Annotated in this window: 14 protein-coding genes; 8 read left to right on the top strand and 6 right to left on the bottom strand. The window is 28.1% G+C overall.

The features are described from left to right. Nucleotides 1–2: 2 nt before the first annotated feature. Nucleotides 3–953: a glycosyltransferase family 2 protein gene (locus I1A51_RS04285; protein ID WP_196891466.1), complete on the top strand. Its 951-nt coding sequence runs from the start codon at nucleotides 3–5 to the stop codon at nucleotides 951–953. Nucleotides 954–1,102: 149 nt separating this feature from the next. Continuing rightward, complete coding sequence (locus tag I1A51_RS04280; protein ID WP_196891465.1) at nucleotides 1,103–2,053, top strand: phosphoribosylaminoimidazolesuccinocarboxamide synthase; 951 nt, start codon at nucleotides 1,103–1,105, stop codon at nucleotides 2,051–2,053. A gap of 118 nt (nucleotides 2,054–2,171) precedes the next feature. On the opposite strand, the gene trmD is transcribed toward I1A51_RS04280, so the two are convergent. From trmD to prmC, 4 genes are all read right to left on the bottom strand, one after another. Continuing rightward, on the bottom strand, nucleotides 2,172–2,852 hold the full coding sequence (gene trmD / locus I1A51_RS04275; protein WP_196892373.1) for a tRNA (guanosine(37)-N1)-methyltransferase TrmD: 681 nt from the start codon (nucleotides 2,850–2,852) through the stop codon (nucleotides 2,172–2,174). Between the two features lie 87 nt (nucleotides 2,853–2,939). After that, nucleotides 2,940–3,599: a hypothetical protein gene (locus I1A51_RS04270; protein WP_196891463.1), complete on the bottom strand. Its 660-nt coding sequence runs from the start codon at nucleotides 3,597–3,599 to the stop codon at nucleotides 2,940–2,942. Nucleotides 3,600–3,634: 35 nt separating this feature from the next. Next, nucleotides 3,635–4,267, bottom strand: coding sequence for a class I SAM-dependent methyltransferase (locus I1A51_RS04265; RefSeq protein ID WP_196891461.1), 633 nt, complete (start codon nucleotides 4,265–4,267; stop codon nucleotides 3,635–3,637). A gap of 10 nt (nucleotides 4,268–4,277) precedes the next feature. Next, a complete protein-coding gene (gene prmC, locus I1A51_RS04260) occupies nucleotides 4,278–5,129 on the bottom strand; it encodes a peptide chain release factor N(5)-glutamine methyltransferase (RefSeq protein ID WP_196891459.1) in 852 nt (283 codons plus the stop codon). Nucleotides 5,130–5,596: 467 nt separating this feature from the next. Here prmC and ribD point away from each other — a divergent pair, with 467 nt between their 5' ends. The 3 genes from ribD to I1A51_RS04245 are packed head-to-tail and all read left to right on the top strand — an operon-like array spanning nucleotide 5,597 to nucleotide 8,128. Further along, nucleotides 5,597–6,652, top strand: coding sequence for a bifunctional diaminohydroxyphosphoribosylaminopyrimidine deaminase/5-amino-6-(5-phosphoribosylamino)uracil reductase RibD (gene ribD / locus I1A51_RS04255; protein ID WP_196891457.1), 1,056 nt, complete (start codon nucleotides 5,597–5,599; stop codon nucleotides 6,650–6,652). After that, complete coding sequence (locus tag I1A51_RS04250; protein ID WP_196891455.1) at nucleotides 6,649–7,515, top strand: EamA family transporter; 867 nt, start codon at nucleotides 6,649–6,651, stop codon at nucleotides 7,513–7,515. The genes ribD and I1A51_RS04250 overlap by 4 nt, the downstream gene beginning before the upstream one ends. A gap of 4 nt (nucleotides 7,516–7,519) precedes the next feature. Further along, a complete protein-coding gene (locus tag I1A51_RS04245; protein ID WP_196891454.1) occupies nucleotides 7,520–8,128 on the top strand; it encodes an IMPACT family protein in 609 nt (202 codons plus the stop codon). Here I1A51_RS04245 and I1A51_RS04240 read toward each other — a convergent pair. After that, on the bottom strand, nucleotides 8,125–8,532 hold the full coding sequence (locus tag I1A51_RS04240) for an acyl-CoA thioesterase (protein WP_196891452.1): 408 nt from the start codon (nucleotides 8,530–8,532) through the stop codon (nucleotides 8,125–8,127). The genes I1A51_RS04245 and I1A51_RS04240 overlap by 4 nt on opposite strands. A gap of 540 nt (nucleotides 8,533–9,072) precedes the next feature. On the opposite strand from I1A51_RS04240, the gene dnaA reads away from it, so the two are divergent. Genes dnaA through I1A51_RS04225 form a run of 3 tightly spaced genes read left to right on the top strand, consistent with a single transcriptional unit; the run spans nucleotide 9,073 to nucleotide 11,713 of the window. Beyond that, entirely contained in the window at nucleotides 9,073–10,530 is a 1,458-nt protein-coding gene (gene dnaA / locus I1A51_RS04235; protein WP_196892371.1) for a chromosomal replication initiator protein DnaA, read from the top strand. Between the two features lie 3 nt (nucleotides 10,531–10,533). Beyond that, nucleotides 10,534–10,995, top strand: a complete 462-nt coding sequence (locus I1A51_RS04230; protein WP_196891451.1) for a low molecular weight protein-tyrosine-phosphatase — start codon at nucleotides 10,534–10,536, stop codon at nucleotides 10,993–10,995. Beyond that, on the top strand, nucleotides 10,988–11,713 hold the full coding sequence (locus I1A51_RS04225) for an SAM-dependent methyltransferase (RefSeq protein WP_196891449.1): 726 nt from the start codon (nucleotides 10,988–10,990) through the stop codon (nucleotides 11,711–11,713). Before I1A51_RS04230 ends, I1A51_RS04225 begins: the two co-directional genes overlap by 8 nt. A 79-nt stretch (nucleotides 11,714–11,792) precedes the next feature. Here I1A51_RS04225 and I1A51_RS04220 read toward each other — a convergent pair whose 3' ends face one another. Beyond that, nucleotides 11,793–12,509, bottom strand: coding sequence for a T9SS type A sorting domain-containing protein (locus tag I1A51_RS04220; protein ID WP_196891447.1), 717 nt, complete (start codon nucleotides 12,507–12,509; stop codon nucleotides 11,793–11,795). Between the last annotated feature and the right edge of the window lie 25 nt (nucleotides 12,510–12,534).

The following is a 12,534-nucleotide window of genomic DNA, read 5'->3' as shown; positions in this document are numbered from 1 at the left end:
CTATGAATTTATCAATTGTTATTCCTCTTCTGAATGAAGATGAATCTTTAAAGGAATTGCATGATTGGATTGTAAAAGTGATGCAAGCCAATAAATATTCCTATGAAATTATTTTTATTGATGATGGAAGTACAGATGCTTCGTGGGATGTAATTACGAAATTAAAAGAGAAAAATCCGAATGTTCGAGCAATTCGTTTTTTAAAAAATTTTGGGAAATCACAAGCTTTACATGCTGCTTTTAAAGAAACAAAAGGAGATGTAATAATTACAATGGATGCTGATTTACAGGATAGTCCAGATGAAATTCCAGAACTTTATGAAATGATTGTAAAAGATGGATTTGATTTGGTTTCTGGTTGGAAAAAGAAACGTTATGATTCTGTGATTCGTAAAAATCTTCCTTCGAAATTATTTAATTGGGCAGCAAGAAAAACTTCTGGTGTTGAATTAAATGATTTTAATTGTGGCTTAAAATCTTATCATAAAGATGTGGTCAAAAATGTGGAAGTTTATGGAGAAATGCACCGTTATATTCCTGTTTTAGCTAAAAATGCAGGTTTTTCTAAAATTGGAGAAAAAGTTGTAATTCATCAAGCTAGAAAATATGGAGTTTCAAAATTTGGAATGGATCGATTTATCAATGGGTTTTTAGATTTGATTTCCATATGGTTTTTAGCAAAGTTTGGAAAAAGACCAATGCATCTTTTTGGATTGATGGGAACAATTATGTTTATCGTTGGTTTTTTAGCAACAGGTCTTATAGGAGCGATGAAATTGTATAAACTTTTTATTGGAGCAAAAGCAATTTTAATTACAGAAAATCCTTGGTTTTATATTGCTTTAACAACCATGGTAATTGGAACTCAATTATTTTTAGCTGGATTTATTGGCGAATTAGTAGTTCGAAATAAACCACATGAAACGAGATATAAAATAAAAGAAACGATATAATAGTTTTACTACAATATTTTAAAGACACACAATTTTGATTTTTTCAATTTGTGTGTTTTTTGTTTATAAATAGTTTCATTTTCTTTAAAATTGTTTGAAACTTTTTTATCGAAAATAGTACATTTGCGGAACAACACAACAAACAAAAAATGAACAACACAATTAATAATACAAACTATAAATTTTCTGAAAATCAAGAAGTTTATAGAGGAAAAGTAAGAGAGGTTTATAAAATTGACGATGAAAAATTATTGATGATTGCAACGGACAGATTATCTGCTTTTGATGTAATCATGCCAAAACAAATTCCATTTAAAGGACAAATCTTAAATCAAATTGCTTCTAAAATGATGGAAGACACGAAGGATATTGTCCCAAATTGGATTCAAGCGATCCCAGATCCGAATGTTGCGGTTGGTGAATTATGTGAACCTTTTAAAGTAGAAATGGTAATTCGAGGTTATCTTTCAGGTCATGCTGCTAGAGAATATAAAATTGGAAAAAGAATGCTTTGCGGTGTTCCAATGCCAGAAGGAATGAAAGAAAATGATAAATTTCCTGAGCCAATTATTACTCCAGCAACAAAAGCAGAAGAAGGAGAACATGACGAGGATATTTCTAGAGAAGATATTATTTCAAAAGGAATTGTATCAGAAGAAGATTATGTACAATTAGAAAAATACACAAGAGCACTTTTTCAAAGAGGAACAGAAATCGCAGCGAAAAGAGGATTGATTTTAGTTGATACAAAATATGAATTCGGAAAAAATACAAAAGGGGAAATTGTTTTAATTGATGAAATTCATACGCCAGATTCTTCAAGATATTTTTATGAAGAAGGATATCAGGAAAGACAAGAAAAAGGGGAGAAGCAAAAACAACTTTCTAAAGAATTTGTTCGTCAGTGGCTTATTGAAAATGGTTTTCAAGGATTAGAAGGACAAACAATTCCAGAAATGTCAGATGAAAAAGTAACTGAAATTTCAGAAAGATATATTGAGCTTTATGAGCAAATTACAGGAGAGAAATTTGTCAAAGCGGATGTTCAAAATATTGAAAATAGGATTCAAACAAATGTAGATAATTATTTAAAAAGTTAATTAATTTTACAATAAAGAAATCAGTTGACTTAATAAAGTCAATAGCAAAACTTAAATAAAAAAACTCCATTTACTTAATTTGCAAATGGAGTTTTTAATTTTATAAAAAATAATTTTTTTATTCTTCATCAAGTAAATCTGGACGAACTCTTTTAGTGATTTCGTAAGCTTTTTCACTTCTCCATTCATCGATTTTTGGAAAGTTTCCTGAAAGTAAAACTTCTGGAACTTTCATTCCATTAAATTCTGAAGGTCTTGTATACACAGGAGGTGAAAGTAACCCATCTTGAAAAGAATCTGTCAAAGCAGAAGTCTCATCTCCTAAAACTCCAGGAATCAAACGAATAATACTATCACTTAATACAGCAGCAGCCAATTCTCCTCCGCTTAAAACATAATCTCCAATAGAAATTTCTTTGGTAACATACGCATCACGAACACGCTGATCAACACCTTTATAGTGCCCAGTTAAAATCATGATATTTTTCTTTAAAGAAAGTGTATTTGCTGTTTGTTGTGTCAAAGTTGGCGCATCTGGAGTCATATAAATAATTTCATCATATTCTCTTTCTGCTTTTAACTTTGAAATAATAGCATCAATTGGCTCAATCATCAGAACCATTCCTGCACCACCACCAAATTGATAATCATCTATTTTTCCATAATTATTTAAAGCATAATCTCTTAAATTATGAAAATGAACTTCTACAAAGCCTTTATCTCTAGCTCTTTTGATAATTGAATGATCAAAAGGACTCTGAATCAATTCTGGTGAAACCGTAATAATGTCAATTCTCATCATGGCGCAAAGATATTGATTTTGAAAGAATCTGCTTTTAAAAATTGAAAAATTATAATTAAATAGTTATTTAAGATTCTAAATTGTTTAAATATTGAATTTTCCAATATTTTCTAATTTGGAATCAAATTTGATTTCTTCGGCAATTTTTTTCAGCATTTTTCGTGTCAAACTTAAAGGATGATTTGGAAAATCTGAATCATATTTTTGATCTTCTGAAAGATTCATCATTGTTCCTTTTTTGCAATTTTTATCATATGGATCATTAAGCCAATTTTTAGGGATGAATTCATCATTTGAAGTTTTATTTTCAGCTAAAAGATTATTCATGATAGTAGCATCTCTCATTCCTGTAATTCCAGCTTCATTTGCTTGAATTTTGATTACAAAACTATATCTTTTAAAAGGAATTGTATAAGAACCTAAATACATTATTCCTGAAGGTTCCATTGGGAATTTGAAAATTGTTTTGATGGCTTTAAAACCTTTTAAATCCACAATTTCTACTTCAATTATTCCTCCATTTGCTTCAATAATTTGTTCTCGATAAAAATTTCTTAATTCTTGAACATCATTAATTGTTGGAATATCAGGTTGCATTTCAAAAAAATTAATTGATAAGCGCATTGGATTATCTTCACTTAACCAACTTTTATAGTCAGGTTGGTTATTTTCTGATGTGAATTCAAAAGTTGGAAATGAAATTGTATCAATTTGAATTTTCTTTCTATTAAATAAGTTTAGCATTTTTTATGGATAGTAATTTTAATATGTGAGAAATTTTATATTTTTTTTGCAATTAAAATAGTATGGACTTCTGTTTTTCCGGAAGCTCTTTTAAAATCTTTTCGGATTTCTTCTTTAACAATGAAATTATTTAGAGTTAATTCGTTTTTTAGAAAATTTAAATCGTGAAAATAAAAGAAAAGTCGATCTCCAGAACTTCCAGTTTGAAAACCTGAATTTTTATAATTTCCTTCCACAAAACTAAAGTATAAGACTCCAGAATTATTTAAAAAATTTGAAATATCATTTAGCAATTTGATACAATCTTCTTTGGATATATAAGGAATACAAAAACCTAAAATTAGAGCATCAAATTTTTTGTTTAATTGATTTAAATTTCGACAATCTAAAATTTGAAAATTTGCATTTGGATTATTTTTCTTGGCTAAATCTAACATATTTTGAGAAATGTCAGTTGCTAAAATTTTAAGCTTAGAATTTTTATTTAAAAGATATTTTGTCACATTTCCAGGACCACAACCTAATTCTAAAATTTTAGCATTTTGATTTGAAATTAAATCTAAAAAAGAGTCATACGTATCATTGTATAAATCTAAATCCATAAATAAATCTTCATATGCAGAAGCGATTTTATTCCAAGTTCTAAACGTTTCTTCGTATGTTCCCATTTTACTTTTTCTAATTTTTTTCCGCTTTCAGTATTCGATCATTCTGAAAAATATCTTTTCGTAATTCGACATTTTTAAATCCTAATTTTTCAACTAATTCTATGGTTTCTTTTCCTAAATATTGATTAATTTCATAATATAAAAAACCATTTTCTTTCAAATTATATTTTGCTAATTCTGCTATTTTTCTATAAAAAATTAATGGATCATTATCCGAAACAAACAAAGCTAAATGTGGTTCATAATCTAATACATTCTTTTTAATTTCCACTTTTTCAAGATTTCGAACATAAGGAGGATTACTAATGATGATATCAAAATCAGCATCCAATTTTTCAGTTTCTAGAATATTTATTTTTTGAAAATGTATTGTTACTTTATTTCTTTCTGCATTTTTCTTAGCGATTTTTAAAGCTTCTTCAGAAATATCATAAGCATGAATTTCAGCATTTGGAAGATTTTTTGCTAAAGAAATTGGAATACAACCAGTTCCAGTTCCGATGTCTAAAATTTTGAGTTTTTTCATGGAATTTTGAAAATCATCTAAAATCCATTGTACTAATTCTTCTGTTTCTGGACGAGGAATTAATGTATTTTTATTTACAAAAAAATCTAATCCAAAAAAAGATGTTTCTTCAATAATATATTGAATTGGAAATTCCGTTTTTAGCTTATCGATACTTTGTTTTAATACATCTAATTTTTCTTCAGAAATTTCAAAATTTGGCTCTAAAGCTATGTCAATTCTACGAAGTTGTAAAAAATGTTCTGTCAATAAATAAAAAAAAGATTGTATTTCTGTTTCAGGGTAAACAGATTTTAATTCATCAAAAAAATATTTTTTAAAAACAGAAATTTCCATGCTTAATTAATTGTATTTTTATTTAAAACACAAAATTAGTTTTAATATTCGAGATTTAATTAATGATTGAAAATAAATCGAAGTGATTTTGAAATTGTTTCTAAATAATAAGAAACATTTATGCAATAAATTATAATTGTCATTTTGTTTGAAAAATTTAGTTGACCTATTTTTTAAATCGTAAAAATCAAGAAATTTGAAAAAAAATAGACGAGAAACTGTTTGAACGCTAGTGAGTTTTTTGAGTCTTTTTCAAGTTTTGTAGATTTTAGATTAAAAAAATACAAGTCTTGATTTTTTTGATTCGTTTTTTTATCAAGAAAAAAATGAATAATGTGAAACACTAAAATTCAAATTATAATTTTAAATAACTTCTTAATACAATCATTTAAAATCAGATTTGAATAAGAAATATTTATCGAAAAAAATAATTTTATTGTTTTTCATAATATAAGTACTTTTGCCTCGTGAAAAATCAAGAAAAATACATCAAACGCTGCATTGAGCTTGCAAAAAATGGTTTAGGAAAAACTTATCCAAATCCAATGGTTGGAAGTGTCATTGTTTATAAAGATAGAATTATTGGAGAAGGATGGCATAGGAAAGCAGGCGAACCACATGCGGAAGTAAATGCTGTAAAATCTGTAAAAGAAGAAGACAGACATTTATTGAAAGAATCTACAATTTATGTCAGTTTAGAACCTTGTTCACATTTTGGGAAAACACCACCTTGTGCGAATTTAATTGTAGAACAAGGAATTAAGAAAGTTGTGATAGGAATTATTGATTCGAATAGTTTGGTCAGTGGAAGAGGAGTTTCAATTTTAGAAAAAAATGGTCATGAAGTTTTTTTTGGTTCTTTGCAAGAAGAATGTTATGATTTAAACAAACGATTTTTCACTTTTCAAAATAAAAAGCGTCCGTATATAATTCTTAAATGGGCAGCTTCTGAAGATGGATTTTTAGATCAAAACAGAGAGGTAAATTTGAAAGAAGAAGCAAAGCCAAATTGGATTACAAATGTATATTCACGTCAATTAGTACATAAATGGCGTACAGAAGAGCAAGCAATTTTGGTAGGAACAACAACTGTTTTAAAAGATAATCCATCGTTAACTTCAAGAGACTGGAAAGGAAATAATCCAGTTCGAATAGTTTTAGATAGAAGTTTAAAAATTCCACAAGATTTTCAAGTTTATAACAGGGAAGTAAAGACAATTATTTTAACTGAAAAAGAGCAAGAATCAGATGAGATGCTTTGTTTTGAAAAGATAGATTTTACAAAACCAATTGCAAAACAAATTTGTGATATTCTTTATAAACATCATTTGCAATCATTGATTGTAGAAGGCGGAAAACAAACTTTAGAAACTTTTGTAGAAGAAAATCTTTGGGATGAAGCAAGAGTGTTTCATGGAAAAATTCAGTTTTTCAACGGTGTAAAAGAAATTGAAATTAAAGGAAAATTGATGAAAGAGAGAATGATTGAAGAAGATAACCTTAAAATTTATTATAATAAATGATACACTTATTACTTAGCATTGTTCTTAGTAGTTTTTTATTTGTAATATTTAAATATTTTGAAAAATTCAGAATAGATAATTTACAAGCAATTGTTGTAAACTATTTTGTAGCTTTTTCGATAGGATATGGAACAACGACAGAAAATGTTCATTTTACTGAAATTCCTGCACAGCCTTGGTTTTATGGTGTATTATTTTTAGGTTTTTTATTCATTTTTTTATTTAATGTCATGGCTTTGACAGCGCAGAAAGCAGGAATGTCTGTGGTTTCTGTTGCAGGAAAAATGAGTGTAATAATTCCTATTACTTTTGGAATTATTATGTATAATGAATCCTATGGAATTGTAAAAATTCTAGGAATTTTATTAGCTTTAATTTCTGTGTATTTAACTTCTAAAAAAGACAGTTCTAATTTTGATTCCAAATATCTTTATTTACCAATTATACTTTTTATTGGTTCAGGAATTTTAGATACGACATTAAAATATATAGAAAATAATTATGTTTCCGATGGTGGATTAGAATTATATTCTGCATCTATTTTTTTTGTTGCAGGATTAATAGGAGTTTTATACATTTCGGTGCTTTCTTTTTTAGGAAAAGTAAAATTTCAATTTAAAAATATCATTGGAGGAATTGTGTTAGGAATTCCAAACTATTATACCATTTTCTATTTATTAAAAGCATTAGAGATGGATCATTTTGAAACATCTACAGTATTTACGATTAACAATGTTGCAATTGTTTCGTTTTCTACACTTTTAGGAATTTTGATATTTAAAGAAAAATTGAATGTTAGAAATTGGATTGGAGTTGCACTTTCCATAATTGCAATTATTTTAGTGACATTAAAACTTGGTTAAAAAATTGGAAGTAAAAGATACATATAGAACGATTGTTTCTGCTTCAGAAGAAACATTATTTAAAGATAGAGGAAGCAAATTTTTTGGTTATGCATTTCCTGTTTCTACAGAAGAAGAAATTAAAGAACACATTCAAAATTTAAAAAAACAACATCATACTGCAAGACATTGGTGTTATGCTTGGCAATTGGGAACGGATAAAATTCGTTTTCGCGCAAACGATGATGGAGAACCGAGTAATAGTGCTGGACAACCAATTTACGGACAGATTCTTTCTAAAGAAATTACAAATGTTTTAGTAGTTGTAGTTCGTTATTTTGGTGGAACAAAACTTGGTGTTGGCGGATTGATAAATGCATATCGAACTGGAGCCCAAATGGCTTTAGAAGCATCGGAAATTGTACAAAGAACGATTGATATTCATTTTCAATTGACTTTTGATTATCCACATATGAATAAAGTAATGCGAATTATCAAAGACAGAAAACTCGACATTGTAAGTCAAAAGATGGAATTACAATGTGAGTATGTGATTTCTGTTCGCAAAAAAGATGCTCCAAATGTTAAAGTTCAGTTTGAAGAGCTAAGATGTTTAAAAATTATTGAGATTTAATTAAAAAAATTTTTAACTTTATTTAAGAAATAATCAGGAGCTTTTATAGGTCTATTTTTTTTCATATCAATGAAAACCAAAGTAGTACTTCCCGTAGTCAAAAGTTCCTTATTTTCGTTGAATAGTTCATATTTATATTCAATTTTAGCAGTAGGTAATTTTGCTAAAGTTGTTTTTAAAGTGAGCAGATCATCATATCTAGCCGGCTTAAGATATTTAATATTTAAATCAAGGACAGGAAGCATTACCCCAGATTCCTCCATGGCTTTATAGGAAATTCCTAAATTTCGAAGCCATTCGATTCTACCTATTTCAAAATACTCGGCATAATTGCCGTGATAAACGTAGCTCATTTGATCAGTTTCGCCATAGCGAACGCGTATCTGTGTTTGATGTGTAATCATGTTTGTTTCAAATATGAATGTTATTTAGAGAAGTCTAAAACTCCCAACAAAAGTAAATAGCTTTATTGAAAATTTAGTTATTAAATGAAATGATTTTTTTGTGATAGAAAGAAATAATTTAAATTTTTAAGAAACGAAACTTAATATAAAATTTGTTGTAAGTGGAAAAATTGAAGAAATAAAAAATAAAGTAAGATAAAACACATTAGAAACAATTTAATGCAAAAAATTCCTACTTGAATATTTCATTTTTTTGAAATACACAATAATAAATTAATCTCTTAGTTTTTGAAAATAGAGGCTTAAATTATCGAACAGAATATCCTAAAAAAAATGATTTAATAATTGAAAAAGAATGGGGCTGAAAATTCCAAGAGTTTCAGTAGCTTCAGTATCAGTTTACGGAAAAAAAAATTAAGAAGCAATAGCAATTTGATTTTTTTATCCTAAAATATATTAGCACTTTTGTAGCCTTAAATCTTTGGTAAAAAACTTATTAAGTTGCAATTAAATTTAACTCAAAATACCAGTACAGATAGAATGACTAAAACTGCTTCTTCAGTTTGGGAAAAGTGTTTATCTTTCATTCAAGATAACATCAAACCTCAAGCCTACAAGACATGGTTTGAACCAATCAGGCCGATTAAACTTTCTGGTGTAGCTTTAACAATACAGGTACCTAGTAAGTTTTTCTATGAATGGTTAGAAGAGCATTATATAAAACTATTAAGGGTAGCATTAGTTCGAGAACTTGGTAAGGATGCAAAATTGGTTTATGACGTTAAGATGGAGAATGTGTATAGTAGTAACAATCCACATACAGTAAAGATTCCAAGCGCGAATAGAAATCCTCTTAATAGACAACAAGGAGTAACAGTTCCTTTAGAAGTGAAAAGTAGTACTATGCAAACTTCTTCAGATAAAAGAGAACTGAAAAATCCTTTCATTATACCAGGGATCCAAAAAGTAAAAATAGAATCTCAACTAAATCCGAACTACAACTTTGATAGTTTTATAGAAGGAGAGTCAAATAGATTAGCAAGATCTGCAGGTTTAGCTGTATCAAATAAACCTGGAGGAACGTCGTTTAACCCACTATTAGTTTATGGTGGTGTAGGATTAGGAAAAACGCATTTAGTTCATGCCATTGGTGTGGATATCAAAGATAAATATCCAGATAAAACAGTACTTTATTTATCATCTGAAAAATTTACACAACAATATATTGATTCTGTAAAAGGAAATACTAGAAATGATTTTATTCATTTTTATCAGATGATTGATGTTTTGATTATTGATGATGTTCAATTCTTATCAGGAAAAACAGGTACTCAGGATGTTTTCTTCCATATTTTTAATCATCTTCATCAAAATGGAAAGCAAGTAATTTTAACTTCAGATAAAGCTCCAGTTGATATGCAAGATATCGAACAACGTTTGTTGTCTAGATTTAAATGGGGATTATCTGCGGAATTACAAGTTCCGAATTATGAAACTAGAATTTCAATACTACAAAATAAATTATTTAGAGATGGTGTGGAAATGCCAATGGAAGTAATTGAATATGTAGCAAAACATGTAAAATCTAACGTTCGTGAATTGGAAGGAGTTTTAATATCTATGATTGCCCAAGCCTCTTTCAATAAAAAAGAATTTTCACTTTCATTAGCAAAAAATATTGTTGAGAAATTCGTTAGAAGTACGAAAAGAGAAATATCAATAGAATATATTCAAAAAGTAGTATCAAATTATTTTGATATTGATGTAACAACATTACAATCTAAAACACGAAAACGTCAAATAGTTCAAGCTAGACAACTAGCGATGTATTTTGCAAAAAGAATGACAAAATCTTCTTTAGCAAGTATCGGAGCTCAAATCGGTAAAAGAGATCATGCAACAGTTTTGCACGCATGTAAAACTGTAGATAATCTAATGGAAACTGATAAGCAATTCCGTAAATATGTAGATGAATTAACTAAAAAACTTTCGTATTAAAAAATGATTCGAGTGTTGATGGTTTGCTTAGGAAACATTTGTAGGTCTCCTTTAGCACACGGAATTTTAGAATCTAAAGTAGAAGAATCTAAAATATTTGTTGATTCGGCAGGAACAAGTGGATATCATGCTGGAGAGTTACCAGATAGCCGTTCCATAGCTGTAGCAAAGAAAAACAATATAGATATTACAAATCAAAGATCAAGAAAATTTGTTTCTGACGACTTTGATAATTTCGATTTAATCTATGTAATGGATGAATCTAATTATCATAATGTAATATCTTTAGCAAAGAATAAAGAGCAAAGAGATAAAGTTCATTTGATTTTAAATGAACTTTATCCTTTTGAAAATAAAGAAGTTCCAGATCCATATTATGGTGGGAAATCAGGTTTTGATAACGTTTTTGAAATGTTAGATAAATCTTGTGAAATAATAGCTTCTAAATTAAATACTTATGAATAATATTGGTAAACTTTATTTAATACCAACTACTCTTGGAGAAACTACTGAACCTTTAGAAGTTTTACCTCTTTCTGTAAAAAAAGTGATTTCAACTTTGAATCATTTTATTGTAGAAAATGAAAAAACGGCAAGGAAATTTATAAAAAAAATTACTCCAAATAAATCACAACCTTCTTTAGTAATGATGTCTTTAGGAAAATATGCGGATCCTTTAGAGGTACAACATTATTTAGATATTTGTATGGAAGGTAAATCAGTCGGATTGTTATCTGAAGCTGGAGTTCCAGCGATTGCAGATCCTGGAGCTGAAGTTGTAAAATTAGCACATAAAAAAGGAATTCAAGTAGTACCTTTAGTTGGGCCTTCATCTATTATAATGTCGATGATGGGTTCTGGAATGAATGGGCAAAGTTTTGCTTTTAATGGTTATTTACCAATTGATAAATCGGAAAGAAAAAAGAAAATTAAACAATTGGAAAAACTTTCTTTTGATTTTGATCAATCACAGATTTTTATTGAAACTCCTTATAGGAATGATAAAATGTTGGCTGATTTAAAAGCAACATTATCTCCAGCTACAAAACTTTGTATTGCTTGTGATATAACTTTACCTTCTGAATATATTAAAACGTATACAGTAAAAGAATGGAAATCTAAAACTCCAGATTTACATAAGCGACCAGCAATATTTATAATTCACAAAGAAAATAAATTCTAGAAATAGAAAATCAAAAAATAAATATAAAAAAAGCGACCTAAATTGGTCGCTTTTATATTTTATAATAATTTGAGATAAATTATTTGATTACAACTTTACGAGTTGAAACTTTTCCTTCTTTGTTAGATAACTTTAAGATGTAAGTTTGTGGGGTTAAATCTGATACATTTAAAGTTTCTACTCCAGCAGAAATTGCTTCCGTTCTGATTAATCTTCCTGATAAATCAAAAATGTTTAAATCAACATTTTCTTTAACACGAACATTAATTGTTTCATTAGCAACTGATGGGAAAACATCAACAGGAATTTGATTAAATTCATTTACATTAATGAAATTCTGATCAAATCTATAAGTAATTGATAAAGAGAAATCACTATTAGCATCTGTAAACTCAATAGCGTAATCGATTACATCACTTCCATCTACTTTATTCCAAAAGTAGTTTCCATTACTTTGTAAATTTGAATTAGCAGCAATGATTACGTCATCATCACCAACAGCAGGATATTGAGTACCTTCTGTTACATTGAAATAACAAGTAGTTCCATAACAAAATTGCATGTCATTTCCATCTGCATTCGTAATATCATTAAAAGTAACTTTTAAGTTTACTGGATTTGATGTATTGTTATCTACATAAAATACAAGTTTTGCGTTTGCTTCTTCAATAGAATTATATGTAAATACATCACCGTCATTGATAGGAGTTCCATCTTTTTTAGTGATTGAAATTTGAGCAAAACTTAATGTAGAAATAAGTAAAAAAAGGTTTAAAAAAAGTAGTTGTTTTTTCATTTGAATTAAGATTTAAATTTTTTAA

Source organism: Aureivirga marina, assembly GCF_015767265.1.
Classification (GTDB): domain Bacteria; phylum Bacteroidota; class Bacteroidia; order Flavobacteriales; family Flavobacteriaceae; genus Aureivirga; species Aureivirga marina.
The sequence above is the reverse complement of the archived record's forward strand: the minus strand, read 5'-3'. Positions and strand labels throughout refer to the sequence as shown.

Coding starts and splice junctions, on each gene's coding strand:
- I1A51_RS04285 (WP_196891466.1), top strand. CDS start 3: ATGAATTTATCAATTGTTATTCCTCTTCTGAATGAAGATGAATCTTTA.
- I1A51_RS04280 (WP_196891465.1), top strand. CDS start 1,103: ATGAACAACACAATTAATAATACAAACTATAAATTTTCTGAAAATCAA.
- trmD (WP_196892373.1), bottom strand. CDS start 2,852: ATGAGAATTGACATTATTACGGTTTCACCAGAATTGATTCAGAGTCCT.
- I1A51_RS04270 (WP_196891463.1), bottom strand. CDS start 3,599: ATGCTAAACTTATTTAATAGAAAGAAAATTCAAATTGATACAATTTCA.
- I1A51_RS04265 (WP_196891461.1), bottom strand. CDS start 4,267: ATGGGAACATACGAAGAAACGTTTAGAACTTGGAATAAAATCGCTTCT.
- prmC (WP_196891459.1), bottom strand. CDS start 5,129: ATGGAAATTTCTGTTTTTAAAAAATATTTTTTTGATGAATTAAAATCT.
- I1A51_RS04250 (WP_196891455.1), top strand. CDS start 6,649: ATGATACACTTATTACTTAGCATTGTTCTTAGTAGTTTTTTATTTGTA.
- I1A51_RS04240 (WP_196891452.1), bottom strand. CDS start 8,532: ATGATTACACATCAAACACAGATACGCGTTCGCTATGGCGAAACTGAT.
- dnaA (WP_196892371.1), top strand. CDS start 9,073: ATGACTAAAACTGCTTCTTCAGTTTGGGAAAAGTGTTTATCTTTCATT.
- I1A51_RS04230 (WP_196891451.1), top strand. CDS start 10,534: ATGATTCGAGTGTTGATGGTTTGCTTAGGAAACATTTGTAGGTCTCCT.
- I1A51_RS04225 (WP_196891449.1), top strand. CDS start 10,988: ATGAATAATATTGGTAAACTTTATTTAATACCAACTACTCTTGGAGAA.
- I1A51_RS04220 (WP_196891447.1), bottom strand. CDS start 12,509: ATGAAAAAACAACTACTTTTTTTAAACCTTTTTTTACTTATTTCTACA.